This window comes from Sphaerisporangium dianthi (assembly GCF_042654065.1).
Lineage (GTDB): Bacteria > Actinomycetota > Actinomycetes > Streptosporangiales > Streptosporangiaceae > Sphaerisporangium > Sphaerisporangium dianthi.
In genome coordinates this window covers 20,078-38,892 of sequence record NZ_JBHSFP010000045.1, presented here as the reverse complement: position 1 = coordinate 38,892, position 18,815 = coordinate 20,078, and the positions used below count along the sequence as shown (strand labels likewise).

Below are 18,815 nucleotides of genomic sequence, written 5' to 3'. Positions count from 1 at the left end.
GTGGCGGGTATCGAGGCGCGTGATTCGCCAGAATCTGGGGAGGACGCCTAACCCCGTTTGCTGCATATCGAGCAGCCGGTGGATAGGGTGAATGCGACATTTGAACCGCCTCTCATCGCTTCCCCCGTCTTTGAGGAAGGCGATGTTCGGACATGCCGGGTACGGTGCTGGCAGGCAACCGGCTCACGCGAGAGACTCAAGGGTCCGGGGGAAGATTGAGCACGACGACGAAGGGACTCGCATGCAGGAGCTCCGACTCGTCGCGGTGAGCGAGGACGGAACATACCTCGTGCTGGCTACGGCCGGCAGGGGTACGCGGTTCACGCTTCCCGTCGACGAACGGCTCCGGGCGGCGGTCCGCGGCAACTTCTCCCGTCTCGGCCAGTACGAGATCGAAGTGGAGAGTCCGTTGCGCCCCAAGGAGATCCAAGCCCGCATCCGTGCGGGGGAGACCGCGGAGGAAATCGCCGCCACCGCGGGTATTCCGGTGGAGCGTGTCCGCTGGTTCGAGGGACCGGTTCTACAAGAACGCGAGTACACCGCGCAGCAGGCCCAGCGTGTCGCCGTGCGGCTGCCCGGAGAGTCCACCCCTGGACCGACCCTCGGCGAGCTGGTGACCGAGCGGCTGAGCCGCCGCGGCGTGCCCGCCGACGAGATCGACTGGGACTCCTGCAAGCGCGACGACGGCCTGTGGCGCATCAGGCTGGGCTTCGTGTGGAACGGTCACACCCGCAGCGCCGAATGGCTGTTCGACCTGCGGCGCCGCCATGTCACCCCCTACGACGACGAGGCGTTGCGGCTGTCGGCCGCCGAATACGTCGAGCCGTCCGACGAAGCCACGGTGACGCCTTTCGTGCCGAGGCTCGCCGCCAAGCTCGCGCCGGTCCCGGCCATTACGGTCGAGGCCTCCGCTCCCCTGCCCGGCACCGCGCGCCACGACTCCCGCGGCCTCCCGGACCACTCGCGCGGCCACGCCGAACCCCCGCGGAACCACCCCGAGCCCGCGCGAGGCCACGCCGAGCCCCCGAGGAGCCACCCCGAGTCCGCGCGGAGCCACCCGGACCACGGCTACGCGGAATTGCCCGCGCACGCCGAGCCCGCCCAGCCTGCCCGCGCCGATCTCCGGGACTTCCGCGACCTTTCCCAGTCCGCGCACGCCGACCAGCGCGAGGCTCCTCAGCCCTCCTACGGCGACCAGCGCGACCTCTCGCGGCCGGCGCACCCGCAGCCGCGCGAAGCTCACCAGCCGGTCCACACCGACCAGCGCGAGGCCGCACGGCAGGCGGCCCGGCCCGGCCACCACGAGCCCGCCGACCCCGGTCACTCCGGCCTCCGCGAGGCCGCCGAGGTTCACCCCGGCCCTCAGGAAGCCACCGGCCCCGGTCACTTCACCCCGCGTGAGAACGCCGGCCACGACCACCTCACCTCGCGTGAGAACGCCGACCACGGCCATTCCGCCCCGCGAGAGGTCGCCGACCGTGGCCACTCCGGCCTGCGAGCGGAAACCGGTGGCCAGGGCTCGCATGACGTGCCACGTCCCGCCGAGCCCGCGGCCTACCTCCATGAGCCCGCCCCGCCGCGCCCCGCCGAGCCGGCCGCCGTCCGCGACCCCGCCCCGGCGAGGGGCGAGGACTCGTCCGCGGGCGGTCGGTACGCCGCCGCGGCGACCGGCCACAATGCCCCTGCGCCCGCGTCGGACCAGCACGCGCGTCCCGCCCAGGAGCAGCACTTCCAGGACCGGCCCGAGCATGCGCAGGCCCCGTCCGAGCAACACCCGCAGGACGCCGAGCCGGGCGCTCGGCAGACGTTCGAGGGTTCGGCGGAGCGCGCCTCCGAACCCGCCGCCCGTCACGCCCAGCCTTCCGGGCCGCGCGCGGACGAACCGGTCGAGCCGTACCTCGCGCCGCTCGCCGCGTCCGACGGCCCCCAGCGGACGGCATCGGGCGACGTCCATGCCCCGGCGGCCACCGAGCCGGCCGAGCCCTCTCTCCGTGAGCCGGCCGCCGCGGGCACGACGGCCACCGCGGAGCCCGCGACCATCGCGGAACCCGCTGCGGCCTCACCCGCCGCCCCGGTCGACGAACCGAGCCCGGAACCCGCCGCGCCTGCCGCCCAGGGCACCGCGACAACGCCGAACGCGCCGGAGGAGACAGAGGTCACGGAGGCGACGGCTTCGGAGGGTTCCACCACCGGGCAGGCTCCCGCCGGCGACGAGCCGCCTCAGCCCGAGGCCGCGCGTCACGACACCCCGGCACCTCCTGTCGCCCGGCCCGCGCCTCCAGTGGCACGGCCCGCGCCTCCGGTGGCACGGCCCGCGCCTCCGGTGGCACGGCCCGCGCCCTCGGCCGCTCCCGTCGCGCGTCCCGCGCCCTCGGCAGCCCCGGCGGCGCGTCCTGCGCCCTCGGCGGCGCCGGTGGCACGGCCCGCCCCCGCCGCGCGGCCCGCGGCCCCTGTGGCACGGCCCGCGCCCTCGGCCGCTCCCGTCGCGCGGCCCGCCCCTTCCCCGAAGAAGGCCGCGGCCGCCAGGAAGGCCGAGGCCGAGGAAGCCGCGGTCGCCGTCCCAGCCGCGCGCACCAGCGGCGACATGCCCGACCGGCCCGCGGCGGCCGCCGAGCCCGAGAAGGCCGAGCAGCCTGAGAAGGAGCCGAAGGCCGCCGAGCCCGCCGTTCCCCCGCAGGCGCCCAAGCCTCGGCCCGCGCGCAAGGGGTCCCGTGGACGCCGGGCCTCCGTGCCGACCTGGGACGAGATCATGTTCGGCGCCCGGCGCCAAGACTGATCAGCCCCGCGCGGCGACACCCGTCCTGCGGCACGTTCACCGGCCTGGCAGCCGGCGAGCCTGCCGCAGGACGACCGGCGCACCCCCTGAAGTCCGCCCTCGCATGCGCGACACCCCCGCTTCAACGTCACGGCCGGCGCCGCACCCGAAGCGCGGACGACTCATCGCCCACCCGCCACCACCCGGCGCACAAGGCACCTCACCCAACGCCCGCCGGTTCCCGGCAGGCAGGTCTCGCGGCGACGATCGGCCCCGGCATCAGGTCTCGGTGGTGAACCGCGCGATCCAGTCGGGGGTGACCTCGGCGGCGAACCGGACGCCTTGCTCCTCACCTGTGTCGATCGCGGAATAGCCGCCGCTGCCGGCTCCGACACCGGCGATGACCGTCAGGACGCCGGCGCGCCGTTGGAACCAGGTCTGCCGCAGGGTCCAGCCGACCACGGCCCGGCGCTCCACCACCGCCTGCGAGCGGGGTAGCGACCCCGACCGCATGGAGAGCCGGGCACCGTCGTACGCGTGGCCGAGCGAGCGGTATCGATCGAACGCGAGCGGGACGCCGAGCGCGGCGACGATGAGCCCGAGGACGCAGACCACGGACCAGCCGAGCAGGAAGGCGGCTACGGCGACGGCGACGCCGGGGGCCACGGCGCGGAAGTGCCGCCTTTGCAGCGCCTTCGGAGGATGCGGGCGCAGCGGGGCCTCGAACGGGCCGATCGCCTCGGCCGCTGTACGCACGGCGAAGTCACGCGGCGCGACGGGCAGCAGCTGGCCTCGTGTCCGCGAGTCGCCGAGGCCGGTGACGATCGCCCAGAGCCGCGCGACCTTCGCCGGCCGCTCGAGGACGCCGTCGGCGATCTCGTAGCCCCTGATCCTGTCGTGCTCGAGCGCCACGCTGCGCCGCGTGATCAGCCCGCGCTCGGCCACCAGCGAGGACCCGCGCCGGCGCAACGTGAAGTGCCAGTTGAGGACGGTGTACATGACCGCGCCCGCCACCGGCATCATGAGCACCAGCGCGGCGGCGACGAGGACCAGCAGGATCGGGTGGTGCCACAGCCACTCCCCCACACTGATCGCGGAGCGCTCGCTCAGGCCGAACTCACCGCCCCACTGGAACACCAGGCCGATCGCGCCGCCCAGAAGGACGAAAGGAGTGAACAGGAACGCTCCGGACAACGGGCCGTACAGCAGCCAGCGCCAGGGGACCTGCGCGTAGACGTGCTCGGCCTCCGCGCCGGACCGGTACGCCCGCACGGAAGCCGGATCGGCGTCCGGCCGCGCCGTCCCTCCCCAGGTTCCCCCGGTTCCGGCGATGCCCGTGGACGCCTCGGCCGTGGCGCCGCCTCGCCTCACGGCCCGGCTCCGCCGCAGGAGCACCTCGCGCAGGCGTACGGCATCGGCGAGCGGGAGCCCGTTCAGCTCGCCCTCCTGCTTGTCGCTCCCGCCCGCGCCGGTGTCGATGCGGACGACCGCGAGCCCGAGCAGGCGGTGCATGAGCGGCGTGGTGACGTCGACGCCCCGGACCCGGTCGAGGGGGATCGTCCTGACCGAACGGCTCACCAGTGACCGGGTGAGCTCCAACCGGTCGCCGGCGATCTGGAAGGTGAAGGTGGCCCAGCGCACAGCGGCGTATCCGACGGAGCCGACGATGCCGAGTGCGGCCCAGATGAACGACGACGAGGAGAAGCCTCCGACGAACAGCACTCCGGCGAGGGGCAGGAACAGCGACGGGAGCAGGCGAACCGGATCGATCAGCAGGATCAGCGGGCTCAGCCGCGACGGCACGTCCCACCCCGCGCCCCCGCCCATCCCACGCCCAGGCCCAGGCCCAGGTCCAGGCCCTTCCTCCGGCCCAGGTCTCACGTCCGGCCCAGGTCCAGGACCACGCCCCGCCTCAGAAGGTGCGGGCACCGCCTCCGTCCCAGAAGTCGGCGCAGACACTGCCCCCGCCTCGGACGGCTGCTCCGGAGCGGAGGAGTGTCCCGGACCGGAAGGCTGCTCCGGATCGGACGGCTGCCCCGAACCGGAAGGGTGTCCCGAACCGGAAGGGTGTCCCGGAGCGGAGGGGTGCCCCGGAGTGGAGGGGGGTGCCGGGGCGAGGGGGGCTTCCGGGGGGCGGTCGCGCTTCGTGGGGGCCTGAGGAGGGAGGCGGTCTCGGGCGTCGTCGCCGGGAGTGCTGTCCTCGGTCATGTGGCGTCGTCCCTCAGCTGGTGGGCGCGGTGGGCGAGGTCCTCGGCGAGCCGGGCGGCCACGGCGAAGTCGAGGCCCTTGATGGACGACGACCCGGCGTAGGACGCCGTGCGGATCTCCACCGTCGCCAGGCCGAGAAGGCGCTCGAACCAGCCCTGCTCTTTGTCCACCGTCTGGATGCGGCTCACCGGCACGAACACCCACTGCCGGCTGAACCACCCGGAACGGGCGTAGACGACGTCGTCGGCGAACTCCCAGCGGTGCACGGCGAACCGCCACAACGGCTCGATCACCACGAACGGAAGCTCTACGACGCCGAGCGCCACGGGCAGCCACCAGATGTGCTCACGGATCCAGATCGGCACCCACGACCAGTCGGAGCCGGAGATCAGGGACGCCCCCAATGCGGTGCCCCCGACGAGGATGGCGTACCCGACGATCGCTTCCAGCAGCCACAGCGTGATCGCGCGGCGCGACACGCGGTGGGCGGGATCACGCAGGGGAGCAGTCACGCCCCCAGCCTAACGAGATCACCCCCACGGTGGAGGCCGCGGGCGCGGCGCCCGCGCGGGTTCCCCGCGACCGTGGGTGAGCGCCTGATCCGGGCGCCATGTCAGCGATCTGTCAGCCGCTGACGGCGGGCGGCGACCGGGCCTCAGAGAAATGTCAGCGCCGTGCAGCAGACTTGTGGCCAGTCACCCGGACCCGCGAGCCGAGAGTGACCGCCTTTCCCCCTTCTCCAAGGAGCGAAGCGATGCGATATGCGGTCCAGGCGGAAGGCCTGGTGAAGCACTACGGCAAGACCCGAGCGCTGGACGGGGTCGATCTGGTGGTCCCCGAAGGGCGGCTGCTCGGGGTCCTCGGTCCCAACGGCGCGGGCAAGACGACGGCCGTGCGCATCCTCGCGACCCTGCTCAGAGCCGACGCGGGGCGGGCGACGGTCGGGGGTCACGACGTCGTCCGCGAGGCGCACAAGGTCCGTTCCCTGATCGGCCTCACGGGTCAGTACGCCGCCGTCGACGAGACGCTGACCGGTGTGGAGAACCTGATGATGATCGGCCGCCTGCTCGGCATGTCGCGTGCGGGGGCACGTCAGCGGGCCGCCGAGCTGCTTTCGCGGTTCGACCTGACCGACGCCGGCGGCCGCGCCGCCAAGACCTACTCCGGGGGCATGCGGCGCCGGCTCGACCTGGCGGCCAGTCTCGTGGGGCGGCCGCAGGTGCTGTTCCTGGACGAGCCGACCACCGGTCTCGACCCGCGCAGCCGCACCGAACTGTGGGATGTCGTGCGCGGCCTCATGGCCGAGGGCGTCACCGTGCTGCTCACCACGCAGTACCTCCAGGAGGCCGACGAACTGGCCGACGACATCGTGGTGTTCGACCACGGCCGCGTCATCGCGGCGGGCACCTCCGACGAGCTCAAGGCCACCACCGGCGCCCAGGTCCTCCAGGTGCGCCCGCTGCTCGGCGAGCACCTCCACCTGGTGGCCGACGTGATCACCGACGTGATCGGCGTCCGTCCCGAGGTGACCGGCGGCCTGGCGACCGTGAACGTCAAAGATCCAAAGGTGGTTCCGGCGATCGTCCGCCGCCTCGACGACCTGGGGGTGGTCGCCTCCGAGCTGAGCCTGCGCAAGTCCAGCCTCGATGAGGTGTTCCTGGCCCTGACCGGCCATCGCGCCGTCGAGGACGAGCCCTCCGCGGCGGAGACCAAGGAGAAGGAAGGGGTGTCCGCGTGACCACGCTGACCGAGGCCGTGCCCATGCCCGCCATCCCTGGCCGCGTCGGCCCCGCCGCCGCGCTCCGGCACACCATGACGCTCGCCTGGCGCAGCCTGGTGCAGATCAAGCACAACCCGATGGAACTGCTCGACCTTTCGGTCCAGCCCATCATGTTCCTGCTGCTGTTCACCTACGTCTTCGGCGGGGCCATCTCCGGGTCCACCGGCGAGTACCTGCAGTTCTCCCTCCCGGGGCTGGTGGTGCAGAACATGCTGTTCGCCACGCTGACCACCGCCATCGGGCTGAGCACCGACATCAGCAAGGGCGTGTTCGACCGGCTCCGCAGCCTGCCGATCGCCCGCACCGCGCCGCTGGCCGGTCGCATCGTCGCCGACACGCTCAAGCAGGTCTGGGCCTTCGCCCTGTTCCTCGGTCTCGGCACCGTGCTCGGGTTCCGCGTCCACACCGGGGCCGCGGGGGTGGTGAGCGCGCTGGCGCTGCTGCTCGCGTTCGCCCTGGCGATGTCCTGGTTGTCGGTCCTCATCGGCCTGAAGGCCGCCGACCCCGAGAAGGTGCAGATCATCGCGTTCTCGGTGATGATGCCGCTGACCTTCACCTCCAACGCGTTCGTTCCGACCGACACGCTGCCCGAGTGGCTGCAGCGGTGGGTCGAGGTCAACCCGGTCACGCATCTGGCCGACGCGGTCCGCGGCCTGCTCAGCGGGGGTCCGGTGGCCGGCCACGCGACGATCTCGCTGGTCTGGGGGCTGGGCATCGCCCTGGTCTTCGCGCCGCTGTCCCTGCGCGCCTTCCGCGCCCGCGGCTGAAACCCCCAAAGGGCCACCCCGGCGCCGGGCCTGCGGGGGCGGTGGGGCGGGGGGTGGGTCAGTCGGCGGTGGGGAGGCGGGTGAGGGCGGCGGGAGGGCGCGGAGAGGGCAGGCTGGTGTGCCGTCCGGCGATGCCGAAGAGATGGGCGAGGGGCACGGCGCCGCCGTCTTCGTGGCGGCGCCGGTACTCCTCGGGTCCGAGCGCGGCGACGGCGGCGTCGGTGATGCGCACGTGGTCGTAGCCGACCACGTCGCCGACGCCCCGCACACCCGCCGCGGCCCCGAGCAGCACCGCGGCGCTCGCGGCGTCGCCGTCGCGGACGGCCAGGCCGGCGACGGCGATGAGCACCAGGCCGAGCGTGCCGCCGTCGCGGGTCTGCCGGGCGAGCCTCAGCGCCTCGGCGAGCGCCTCGCGGGCGCCCGCAAGGTCGTCCCACTGCTCGGCGAGCAGCCCGAGCGACGAGTACAGCAGGGCGCGGAACGACGCGGGCACGATCTCTTCGGAGGCGAGGGCGAGCGCCTGCTCGTAGTAGACCCTGGCGAGCCGCAGGTCTCCCTCTTCTCGGGCGAAGTCGCCGCGCACGCTCTGCACGCCGGCCTCCCCCATGCGGTCGCCCGAGATGCGGCAGGTGTCCAGTGCCCGGTTCAGCACCATCTGGGCGCCGCCCCGGTCACCGGAGGCGTGCAGGGCCAGCGCCAGACGGGTGCGCATGTACGGGGTGTCCTCCACGGCGCCGATCTCGTCCACCAGCGTGAGCGCCTCGCTGATCGTGGCGATGGTGGCGGCGTCGTCGCCGCGCAGCGCGCTGGCCTCGGCGAGGGAGGCCATGGCCGTGCTGACGCCCCACCGGTCGCCCACGCGGCGGAAGCCCTCCAGCGCCGCCCGGACGTCCGCCTCGCCTTCGGCGATCTGCCCGGTCTTGTAGCCGTGGTGCGCACGCAGCAGATGGGCGGAGGCGACCACCCACGGGTCGGGGTCGTCGAACATGTCGGCCAGGAACCGCCCTGGGGAGGGCGCGTCGTCGACGAACAGCCCCAGCACCGGCCCGGCGAGCGAGACGATCGCCGGCCAGGGGCGCGCCACCGATGACCTGGCGAGGCGCAGGGCCCTTTCGAGCACGTCCTTCGACTCGAGCAACTGGGTGGTGCCGCCGGCCATGAGGATGCCCTGGACCGCCAGCGCCACCGCGCGCTCGCGCGGGCCGGCGTCGCCGGCGTCCTCCACCAGGGCCATCACCTCGGCGGCCCGCCGCGCCCCCTCGCTGCGGCGCCCCATGAGGAACCAGTACCAGCCGAGCGCGCCGACGAGCCTCAGCGCGAGGTCACGGTCGTCCGCGCCGATCGCCCAGCGCAGCGCGGCCGTGAGGTTGTCGTTCTCGGCGGACAGGGCGGCCAGCCACTCGACCTGCTCGGCCCGGCGCAGCCGCGGCTCGGCGGTCTCGGCCAGGCCGGTGAAGAACCGCGCGTGCGCGAGCCGGACGATGTGCTCCTCCCCGCACTCGGCCAGCCGCTCGCCGGCGTACACCCGGATGGTCTCGAGCATCCGGTAGCGCTGGTCCTCATAGACGACGAGCGACTTGTCGACCAGCCTGCCCAGCGTCTCGAGCACCTCCGTGCGAGGCAGCAGGTTGTCCGAGCACGCCGTCTCGACCGCCTCGAGGGCGGCGCCGCCGGCGAACGCGGCGAAGCGCCGGGCGAGCACCCGTTCGCGTTCGTCCAGCAGGTCCCAGCTCCATTCGACGACCGCGCGCAGAGTCTGGTGACGCGGCAGCGCCGTGCGGCTGCCGCCGGTGAGCAGGCGGAACCTGTCGTCGAGGCGGTCGGCGATCTGCCCGGCGGACAGGGTGCGCAGCCGGGCGGCGGCCAGCTCGATGGCCAGCGGCATGCCGTCCAGTTCGCGGCAGATGCGCGCGACCGCCCGCTCGTCGCCGTCCGGCACGTAGCCGGGGCGGGCGGTGGCGGCACGGTCGGCGAACAGGCTGCGCGCGTGCTCGTCGTCGAGCGGCTGGACGTGCCAGTGCAGCTCGCCGGTGATGCCGAGGGGCTCGCGGCTGGTGGCGAGGATGCGTACCTGGGGGCACTCGGCGAGGACGCGGTCGGCCAGCCGTGCGGCGGCGTCGACCAGGTGCTCGCAGTTGTCCAGGATGATCAGCCGGTGTCCCGGGCCGAGACCGGCCACCAGCGTCGCGGTCGGATCCGCCGCCTCGAGGGGCGCGGGGCCATGCGGCAGCACGGAGGTGCGGCCGGTGTCGCGCAGGCCGAGCGCTGCGAGCACCGTCCGGGGCACGTCGTCCGGATCGCGCACCGAGCCGAGCTCGGCCAGCCACACGCCGGCGGGCATCCGGCCGGCGAGCGTCTCTCCCGCCTCGACGGCGAGGCGGGTCTTCCCCGCGCCGCCGGGGCCGAGCATGGTGACGAGCCGGTGGTCGGCCAGCAGCTCGGCGACGCGTCGCAGCTCTTTGCCGCGGCCGACGAAACTCGTCAGCCGGGCCCGCAGGTTGCCCCGCCTCGCCCCGGCCCCGGCCGGGGTTCGGGCTTCGGCGGACGCGACGGGCTTCGCCGTGCCGGCGGGGGCGTCGGGTTCGACCATCTGGGCGGGCGAGCGCTCGCCGCGGAGCATGGACAGGTGCAGGTCGGCGAGCGCCGGCGAGGGGTCGGCGCCGAGCCGGTCGGCGAAGGTCTCGCGGGCCGACTGGTAGGCGGCGAGGGCCTCGACCCGCCGCCCCGCCGCGTACAGGGAACGCATCAGCAGGCTGCGCGGCCGTTCTCGCAACGGGTGCGCCGCGATCAGCGCGGGAAGCTCGGCCAGGACGTCGGCGTGCCGGCCGAGCAGCAGGTCGGCTTCGACGCGGTCCTCGGCGGCGGCCAGGCGCAACGCCTCAAGACGGGCGATCTCGGACTCGGCCGCCTGGGCGCCCGCCAGGTCGGCGACCGCGGGGCCGCGCCACAGCGCCAGGGCCTCCCTCAGGGTGCGCGCGGCCCCGGCGGCGTCCCCGCGGGTCAGGGCGGCGCGACCTTCGGCGGCAAGGCGGGCGAACCGGTGGACGTCCACCTGATCCGGAGATATAACCAACCGGTAACCTGACGCCTCGGCGGCCACCAGATCGCGTCCCAACACGGCACGCAGACGCGAGACGAGCGCCTGCAGAGCGTTGCCGACGCCGCTCGGCGGGTCGGCTTCCCACACCGCGGAGACGAGCATGTCGACAGGCACGGTGCGACCGGGGCTGAGCAGCAACGACGCGAGAAGCGCGCGCAGCCTGCGGCCGCCGATCGCGAGCGGCGCGCCGTCGTGAACGACCTCCAGCGGGCCGAGCAGCGCGAAGCTCAAGCGCGTCTCGGGCGCCGCCGCATCCATGCTTCGATTGTGGCCGATCCCACGGCCTCCCGGCGCTGCCCATTCCGGCGATGGGGTCAGGCCACTCTCAGAACCCGCGTAGCATCAGCGACCATGGGGCTGCCGATGAACACCGTGCGGGTTGGGCGCATGGGACGCCGACGCATCGCCGTCGCCGCGGCGATGGTGGTGACCGCGGCATCGACGGGCTGCGGCATCGTGGGCGGCGGCTCGCCCACCGACAACTCACTGGACGGGCTCAGCGTCTCGAGCCCGCGGTTCCGCGACGAGGCTCCCCTTCCCTCCGAGTACTCCTGCACCGGGCAGTCGGGCAATCCGCCGCTGCGCTGGTCGGGCGTGCCGTCGAAGCAGACCAAGTCGATCGCCCTGGTGGTCGACGCCAACAACGCGCAAGGAGCGGCGGAGGTGCACTGGGTGCTGTTCAACATCAACCCGCTCACCACCGAGCTCGCGCAGAGCAGTGTGCCCAGGGGCGCTCTGCAAGGGGTCACCTCGGCCGGCAAGGTGGGTTACGCTCCCCCGTGCCGTCCTGACGACACCTACCGTTTCAGCGTGTACGCACTGGACGCCGAGCTCGTACTCAAGAACGGCGCCGAGCTGCACACGACGCTGGAAGAGATCGCCCAGCACACCATCGCGCGGGGACGGCTCTCGGCGGCCCACATCGAGTGACATGCTGAGCACCGCAGGTAGTAATGGATACCGGATCTTCTCGTAGGGTGTGACAACGCTCATAGTGGTCGGACAGAATCAGATGCAATCCTCGAGCGCAGGTGGTCAACGAGGGCAGATCGCGTCGATGGCCGCGCGGTCTCCTCAGCGCCACTGGAAGGCGATGGCCATGAAGGTGGTGCAATGATCGCGGTCATTTTCGGCCTGGTCGCCGTCGTGCTGCTCGTGCTGGTGGTCGTTGCACTTGGCATGCGGTCCATGAACCGCCGCGAGAGCAACCTCCCTCCCGAGCGCCTGGAGAAGCTGGCCAAGCAGGCGGAGGACCCATCCGCCAAGCGTCCCGGCCGCCCCGCCGAGGAAACGTTCTTCGAAAGCTTCCCTGAGGGCTTCGACGCCTTCCAGGAGCCCGAGCGCGCCACCGCGCGCCTGCGGCCCGGGGGCGGCAAGCCCGGTGCCCGGCCGGCCGGACGGCCCGGCGGGCGCCCGGCTCCGCGTGGCAAGCAGCATGCCGCCCGCGGCCGGCGCGGTGTCGACGAGTGGGGCGACGCCGACGACTACGACGACGACTACTGGACCCGCGTCCGCGCGGACGACGGCGCCTTCGGCGGCACGATCGCCGCCCGTGTCGGGGCGAGCCGCCCCGACCTGGCCTCGCCGGGCTCCTCCGCCGTCAAGCCTCCCGCGCCTAAGGAGAAGGACGAGGCCGACCCGAACGCCGCCACCGTCCAGGCGCCCCTTCCCACCAGGTCGCCCGGCTTGTCGGGGCTTGTGGAGCCCGCCCGCAACGGCGCGCCGTCCTCCCCCGCGGCCGCGGGGAGCACCGACCGCACGGTCACCTTCTCGGCTCCGGTCCCCGGACAGTCCTCCCCGGCGTCCCCGCCGCCCGCCGCCGCGTCCGCCGCGGACGTGCTCGGGGCGATCGGCGCCTCGCAGGCGCCCTCGCGCAACCGCCGCGGTTCCCGCCCCGACCCGGCGGACCCGCTGGGCATCACCGACGCCGGCCGGGCGAAGCCCCGCCGGCGTCCCGAGCCCGGCGCGGGCGATCCGGGCCGGTCCGCCGCTCCCGGGCGGCCGGCCGACCCGCGCAGGCGCACAAGTGCGGGCAGGCCCGCCGACACGGGGCGCGCCGCCTCCGGCCGTCCTGAGCCGGCGCGCGTCGACCCGCTGGCCACCGGCCCGCTCGCCGGCGCGCACCCCACCGGGGCGCTCGCGAACGATCCGCTGTCCAGCGGTCCGCTCTCCGGCGGCGCCGCCTCCCGCGACCCGCTGACGTCCCGCGACCCGCTCTCGTCCCGTGATCCCCTGACCTCGGGCAGCCCGCTCGCCGGCAGGGCGCCGTCCGGTGGCGCGGTGTCCGGCGCGGCCACCTCTCGCGGCCCGCTGCCCGGCGGCCCCGCCTCCTCGGGCTCCCGCCAGGCAGGGCCGGCCTCGTCCGGTCCGCGTCCTGCCGGCCCGCTGGAGGGCTCCCGCGCGCCTCGCGGCGCGTTCGACGCGGGCCGCTCCTCGACCGGCTCGCATGAGACGCCGCCCGCCGCGGGCGGCCCGCGGGGCACGGGCTCGTTCCCGGGCGGCTCCTTCGGGGCGGCGGGCTCGGCGGGCTCCGGCTCGGCGAACTCCCCGACCGGCGAGTTCCCCGCTTCCCCGCCCGCGGCGGCGCAGTCGCCCGCCGCGCAGTCGTGGCCGGCCCGCCCCGCCTACCCCGCCACCGGCTCCTACGACATCCTGGACGAGCCCACTCCGCCGTCGGGGTCGTCCAACGAGACGTGGAAGGCGTCCGACTACCAGCTGCCCGCCTACGACGGGTACGCGCCGGCGCCGTCGGCGCCCGGCACCTCCTCCTACGAGGTGCGGCCGGGCTGGGCGGTGATCGACGACTCCGACACCGTCAACGGGCCGACTCCCCCGGCGGGCATGCCCGCCGGCTCCGCCCGCGGCCCGCAGGGCTACGACGCCCAGGCCGCGCGCCCGTCCAGGAGCGAGGACACGCTCCCGGGGGCCGGCGGCCAGGGGCAGGGCTACGGCGGAGGCGGTCACGAACCCGACCGCGCCTCCGGCGCCACCTCCTCGTCGTGGGCGCCGCCCCGGCAGAACACCGGTGGCAGCTGGCCGTCGTACGGCGAGCTGTACGGCAACGGGGTGAACAACCCCGACGATCCGACCGTCCAGTCGTCGAACGCGACGCCGTCCCGCGGCGGTCACCGCCGCCCCGCCGACACCGACTATCCCGACTATTACCGCTGATCACCCAGAGTTCCCCCGGAAGATGTGACACGCGGCGGCCAAAGCCTCAGGCGCAGGGCCGCCGCGTCGTAGGGTCACATCATGACCGGGGATACGGAACGTGGCGGCGGTAAGACTCAGCGTATTCGATCAGTGCTCCGGCATGACCTCCCGGCCTCGCTGGTGGTCTTCCTGGTCGCCGTGCCGCTCTCGCTCGGCATCGCCGTCACCAGCGGTGCGCCGCTCGTCGCGGGCCTGGTCGCGGCCGTCGTCGGCGGCCTGGTGGCCGGGCCGCTCGGCGGGTCGGTCGTCCAGGTCAGCGGGCCGGCGGCCGGTCTCGCCCTGGTGGTGACCGAGCTGGTGCACCGGTACGGCTGGCGCGCCACCTGCATGATCACCCTGATGGCGGGCGCGCTGCAGATCGTGCTGGGCGCGTTCAAGGTGGCGCGCACGGCGCTCGCGGTCTCCCCCGCGGTGGTCCACGGCATGCTGGCCGGGGTGGGCGTGGTGATCGCCCTCTCGCAGCTCCACGTGGTGCTCGGCGGGCAGCCGCAGAGGTCGGCCGTGGAGAACCTGCTCGAGTTGCCCAAGCAGATCGCCGACAACCACAGCCACGCGGTGGCGGTCGGCGTGCTCACCATCGCGATCCTCATGCTGTGGCCGCGCCTGCCGCGCGCGAACGTGGTCCCGGCCCCGCTGGCGGCGCTGTCCATCGCCGCCCTGACGGCCGGCGTGCTGGGCTGGGACGTCGCGCGCGCCGACCTTTCCCGGGGCTTCGCCGACTGGGCGACGCCGGTGCTGCCGGCGGGCGACTGGCACGGCATCGCCGGCGCCGTGCTGCTGGTCGCCCTGCTCGCCGGGGTCGAGTCGCTCCTGTGCTCGGTGGCGGCCGACCGCATGCACGACGGCCCGCGCGCCGACCTCGACCGCGAGCTGACCGGGCAGGGCCTGGCGAACCTGGTGTCGGGCGCGCTCGGCGGCCTGCCGGTCGCCGGAGTGATCGTCCGCACCACCACGAACGTGCGCGCCGGAGCGCGCAGCCGGTGGTCGGCGACCCTGCACGGCGGGTGGGTGCTGCTGTTCGCGGTGTGCTTCGGCTGGAGCGTCACCCTCATCCCGCTCGAGGCGCTGGCGGCCCTGCTGGTCTTCATCGGCGTCCGCATGGTCAACCTGGGCACCGTGCGCGGCCTGCACGGGCACGGCGAGCTGCCGATCTACGTGCTCACCATGGGCGCCGTCGTGGTGATCGGCCTGGCCGAGGGGGTGCTGATCGGTCTCGGCCTGGCCGCGCTGTTCGCCCTGCGGCGCCTGACCCGGGTGTCGATCCAGGTGCGGCTGGAGCCGGACGACCGCTGGCACGTGGTGGTGACCGGGTCGCTGACGTTCGTGAGCGTCCCGTCCCTGACGTCCTGCCTGCGGGCCATCCCGGCGGGCGCGGCGGTCGACCTCGACCTGAACGTCGACTTCATGGACAACGCCGCCTTCGAGGCCCTGCACGGCTGGCGCCTGGAGTACGAGCGCGCCGGCGGCACCATCGCCATCGACGAGATCCACGACCAGTGGTACACGACGGCGGCGAGCGGGACGCGCGTGTCGGCGTCCAAGACGCCGCCGCGCGCGCCGGACCGCTGGTGGCTGCCCCGGGCGTACCGGAGGGGCGGTCCGCTGTCGCGGATACCGGTGCTGCACGGCAAGATGTGGGCGCCCTCCCGCTCGGGCCACGGCGAGACGGACTCGGAGGGCGCCGTACCCGACCTGCTGGCCGGCACCGCCGACTTCCAGCGGCGGACGGCTCCCCTGGTGCGCCCCTTCCTGAACCGCATGGCCCGCGCGCAGGAGCCCTCCCACCTGTTCATCACCTGCGCCGACTCCCGCGTGGTGCCCAACCTGATCACCGCGAGCGGGCCCGGCGACCTGTTCACGGTGCGCAACATCGGCAACCTGGTGCCGAGGCACGGCGCGGCCCCGCCCGACGATTCGGTGGTGGCGGCCATCGAGTACGCGACCGCGGCGCTGAACGTCTCGACGATCACGGTGTGCGGGCACTCGGGGTGCGGGGCGATGGCCGCGCTGCTCAGCGCGGGCGAGAACATCGCGGGCCTGCCGGGCCTGACGAACTGGCTGCGGCACGGCGACCACACGCTCGCCCGTCACATCCTGTCCGACCCCGCCCCCGACGCCGAAGACGCCGACCCGCTCGACCGGCTGTGCCGGGTGAACGTCGTCCAGCAGCTGGACAACCTGCGCACCCACCCGTCGGTCGCCCGCTTGGAGGACTCCGGGCGGCTGCAGCTCGTCGGCCTGTACTTCGACATCGGCGCGGCCCGCGTGCACGTCCTCGACCGGCAGGGCTTCACCCCGGTGACGGCCGGCTCGCGCTGAGGCCGCCGGCACCGCGGCGCGGGAAGGACCCTGCGACGGCGGACGGCGCCCGCGCGTCGTCAGGCGGATCCCCCCGGCGACGACGGCACGCCGACGGTGGATGCCGACGGTGGTGCGCTCTCGGTGAACGGCGCCCTCCGGGGCCAGGGGGAAGATCCGCTGATCGTGAAAACGGGCGGTGCGGCGGCCGTCCGGGGTCAGAGTGGTCGTCATGAGGATTCTTGTGATCGGTGGCTCGGCGTTCCTCGGCCGTGCCATCGTGGAAGAGGCGCTGCGCCAGGGTCACGACGTCACGACGTTCAACAGGGGTCGCTCGGGCGAGGACCTGCCCGGCGTGACGGCCGTCCGGGGCGACAGGGAGTCCCGCGATGATCTGGAGGCGCTCGCGGCGGGCCGTGAGTGGGACGCGGTCGTGGACGTGTGCGGGTACACGCCCAAAGTGGTCGCCGAGTCGGCCAAGGCCCTGTCCGGCCACGCGGGCGCCTACGCTTTCATCTCCAGCGTCTCGGCGATCTCCGACTGGCAGGGGGAGCTGATCGACGAGTCGGCGCCTCTGTGGGAATGCTCGCCGGACGCCGGTCCGGACGACGGCCACTACGGGCTGCTGAAAGCCGGGTGCGAGCGGGCGGTCGAACGCTACTTCACCGGCGGCGCGCTGATCCTGCAGCCGGGGGTGATCCTCGGCCCGTGGGAGAACGTCGGCCGGCTGCCGTCGTGGCTGCGCCGCATCGCCCGCGGCGGCCGGGTGCTCGCGCCGGGCGACCCTGAGGTGCCCATGCAGCTCATCGACGCCCGTGACGTCGCGACGTTCACACTCGACCAGGTGGCCAAGGGGGTGGGCGACCGGTTCCTCGTCACGGGCCCCGCCGGGAACACCACGTTCGGCCGGTGGCTGGCCGACTGCGCCGAGGTGACCGGATCGCAGGCCGAGCTGGTGTGGGTGGCCGACCGCTTCCTCATCGACCAGGACGTGCAGCCGTGGAGCGAGCTGCCGCTGTGGATGCCCGCGGAGTCCGACGACCGGGCGGTGTGGAGCGTGTCGAGCGGCAAGGCCGAGGCCGCGGGGTTGCGGTGCCGTCCGGTGACCGAGACCGTCCGCGACACCTGGGACTGGCTCAAGGACCGCGACCACGCCGCGCTGGAGGCCCGCTTCGCGTCCTGGCGGCGGCATGGCATCGCGCCGGACAAGGAGGCGCGCATCCTCCAGGCGTGGGCTAGTGCGGAGGAGTGACGCCGTTCATAGTCACCCGCCCCCTGTGGAGGGGTTTTGACCCATGTGATCGCTAAGGGCGGTCTTCGGGTGTTAGCGTCGGCGACGTGGCAGACGCGGGGACCGGCGGTCCCGACCAGCACGAGAGATCGAGGGCCTTCGCGGCCCCTCGACCGGACATGTCGTACGTGAGGACGTTGCGTCCACAGGACTACAACGAGGTCCTGTACGTGGGGCACTTCTTCCGGAAGGGCATGCCGGTGGTCATGGACCTCACCGGCATGTCGGACGCCGACGCCAAGCCGCTGGTCGACTTCGCGGCCGGGCTGGTCTTCGGGCGGCGCGGCGACATGGACCGCATCGCGCACAAGGTCTTCCTGCTGGTGCCCCCGGGCATGGTGATCAACGCCTGACATCTCGCGGACCGCCGGCGGGTGACCGTCCCTCGCCGGCGCCCACGACGCTCCATGTCCAGCCGTCATGGCGGTGCCGCACCCGGGAGGTCCCGGGCGCGGCACCCGTCTTCCGACGAACCTGACAGGCCTACAGCGGCGGCGTGACGTCGGTGAAGGCCGTGCAGTTGCCCGGCCAGGCGACGTTCACGGAGAGCGTGCACGTCGTCCGGCGGACGAACCCCGTCGCACTGCGCACGGTCACGTGCAGCACGTTCGTCGTCGGCACCGCGGCCAGACTGATGTCCGTCACGTGACTGGGGTAGTTCGCGATCGTGGAGAGATCGTGCCAGCGTGCGTTCGCCGGGCCGATGGACGTGGGATCGCGCACGAGTGCGACGCCGTTGCCCTGGGCCAGCCCGATGTACTCCAGAGGCGCCGGGATGCCGACGACGCCGGTCGGCGAGGCCAGGGCCGTGCTGATGCCCTCCGACCGTCCCGGACGTCCGGGAGGACCGGGGGGACAGTGCTTGCAGCACTTCTTCTTGCCGTCCTCGCCGCCGTCGCGGGCGCGGATCTTCTTGGCGACGGCGGCGGGCCCGGCGGCGGGAGCATGAGCGACGTGGTGCTCCCGGTGCCCCGGGACGCTCCGCACTTCCGTACCGGCCTGGGCCGCGGCCGGGAGCGACAGTGCGACGACTCCTCCGGCGATCGCCGTCGCGAACGCCAGAGTGAACGCACACTTACCTATGAAAGGATTTGTTTCCCGAGGAATCACTCGGTTCCCCCATATCGCTTGAATTCCGATGAATCGCACTTTTCGTGCCACCATGGCAGCACTGCGACCAGGGAATACCCGTTCACCGGACCATCGACGCCGCAGCGGCGCACTGATAGGAAAAACAGACGAACACAATAAAGAAAAGAAACCCGACGTCCAGGGTCTCGCCATTCTCGAATACCTATTAGACGGGATTCTGTTCGCTATCAAGGACTTCGTCGGCTTTCCCGTTTTCGGTGACGATGATCCCTGGCCGGCCTCGCCGTCGACCAGGTGGAATGCCGGAAACG

12 protein-coding genes are annotated in these 18,815 nt (G+C 73.5%); 8 read left to right on the top strand and 4 right to left on the bottom strand.

Going from position 1 to position 18,815, the window contains the following annotated elements; genetic code table 11:
* Positions 1–241: 241 nt before the first annotated feature.
* Entirely contained in the window at positions 242–2,776 is a 2,535-nt protein-coding gene (gene sepH, locus ACFO60_RS37145; RefSeq protein ID WP_380850873.1) for a septation protein SepH, read from the top strand.
* A 258-nt stretch (positions 2,777–3,034) separates the two neighbouring features.
* Here the strand turns inward: sepH and ACFO60_RS37140 are convergent, their stop codons facing one another.
* Complete coding sequence (locus ACFO60_RS37140; protein ID WP_380850870.1) at positions 3,035–4,558, bottom strand: PH domain-containing protein; 1,524 nt, start codon at positions 4,556–4,558, stop codon at positions 3,035–3,037.
* 401 nt (positions 4,559–4,959) lie between these two features.
* Positions 4,960–5,475 carry a PH domain-containing protein gene (locus tag ACFO60_RS37135; RefSeq protein WP_380850867.1) on the bottom strand — a complete coding sequence of 172 codons (516 nt, stop codon included), beginning with the start codon at positions 5,473–5,475 and terminating at the stop codon, positions 4,960–4,962.
* Between the two features lie 242 nt (positions 5,476–5,717).
* On the opposite strand from ACFO60_RS37135, the gene ACFO60_RS37130 reads away from it, so the two are divergent.
* On the top strand, positions 5,718–6,701 hold the full coding sequence (locus ACFO60_RS37130; RefSeq protein ID WP_380850864.1) for an ATP-binding cassette domain-containing protein: 984 nt from the start codon (positions 5,718–5,720) through the stop codon (positions 6,699–6,701).
* Positions 6,698–7,510 carry an ABC transporter permease gene (locus ACFO60_RS37125; RefSeq protein ID WP_380850861.1) on the top strand — a complete coding sequence of 271 codons (813 nt, stop codon included), beginning with the start codon at positions 6,698–6,700 and terminating at the stop codon, positions 7,508–7,510. Before ACFO60_RS37130 ends, ACFO60_RS37125 begins: the two co-directional genes overlap by 4 nt.
* 58 nt (positions 7,511–7,568) lie before the next feature.
* Here the strand turns inward: ACFO60_RS37125 and ACFO60_RS37120 are convergent, their stop codons facing one another.
* Positions 7,569–10,868, bottom strand: coding sequence for a BTAD domain-containing putative transcriptional regulator (locus ACFO60_RS37120; RefSeq protein WP_380850858.1), 3,300 nt, complete (start codon positions 10,866–10,868; stop codon positions 7,569–7,571).
* Between the two features lie 93 nt (positions 10,869–10,961).
* Between ACFO60_RS37120 and ACFO60_RS37115 the strand changes: the two genes are divergently transcribed.
* The 5 genes from ACFO60_RS37115 (at position 10,962) to ACFO60_RS37095 (ending at position 17,765) form a co-directional block, all read left to right on the top strand.
* Complete coding sequence (locus ACFO60_RS37115) at positions 10,962–11,540, top strand: YbhB/YbcL family Raf kinase inhibitor-like protein (RefSeq protein ID WP_380850855.1); 579 nt, start codon at positions 10,962–10,964, stop codon at positions 11,538–11,540.
* A gap of 183 nt (positions 11,541–11,723) precedes the next feature.
* Complete coding sequence (locus ACFO60_RS37110) at positions 11,724–13,781, top strand: hypothetical protein (protein WP_380850852.1); 2,058 nt, start codon at positions 11,724–11,726, stop codon at positions 13,779–13,781.
* A 132-nt stretch (positions 13,782–13,913) separates the two neighbouring features.
* Entirely contained in the window at positions 13,914–16,142 is a 2,229-nt protein-coding gene (locus tag ACFO60_RS37105; protein WP_380850849.1) for a SulP family inorganic anion transporter, read from the top strand.
* A gap of 211 nt (positions 16,143–16,353) precedes the next feature.
* A complete protein-coding gene (locus ACFO60_RS37100) occupies positions 16,354–17,373 on the top strand; it encodes an NAD-dependent epimerase/dehydratase family protein (RefSeq protein WP_380850846.1) in 1,020 nt (339 codons plus the stop codon).
* A gap of 86 nt (positions 17,374–17,459) precedes the next feature.
* Complete coding sequence (locus ACFO60_RS37095; protein ID WP_380850843.1) at positions 17,460–17,765, top strand: cell division protein SepF; 306 nt, start codon at positions 17,460–17,462, stop codon at positions 17,763–17,765.
* Positions 17,766–17,895: 130 nt separating this feature from the next.
* Here ACFO60_RS37095 and ACFO60_RS37090 read toward each other — a convergent pair whose 3' ends face one another.
* Entirely contained in the window at positions 17,896–18,399 is a 504-nt protein-coding gene (locus ACFO60_RS37090) for a hypothetical protein (RefSeq protein ID WP_380850840.1), read from the bottom strand.
* Between the last annotated feature and the right edge of the window lie 416 nt (positions 18,400–18,815).

Coding starts and splice junctions, on each gene's coding strand:
- sepH (WP_380850873.1), top strand. CDS start 242: ATGCAGGAGCTCCGACTCGTCGCGGTGAGCGAGGACGGAACATACCTC.
- ACFO60_RS37130 (WP_380850864.1), top strand. CDS start 5,718: ATGCGATATGCGGTCCAGGCGGAAGGCCTGGTGAAGCACTACGGCAAG.
- ACFO60_RS37120 (WP_380850858.1), bottom strand. CDS start 10,868: ATGGATGCGGCGGCGCCCGAGACGCGCTTGAGCTTCGCGCTGCTCGGC.
- ACFO60_RS37115 (WP_380850855.1), top strand. CDS start 10,962: ATGGGGCTGCCGATGAACACCGTGCGGGTTGGGCGCATGGGACGCCGA.
- ACFO60_RS37110 (WP_380850852.1), top strand. CDS start 11,724: ATGATCGCGGTCATTTTCGGCCTGGTCGCCGTCGTGCTGCTCGTGCTG.
- ACFO60_RS37100 (WP_380850846.1), top strand. CDS start 16,354: ATGAGGATTCTTGTGATCGGTGGCTCGGCGTTCCTCGGCCGTGCCATC.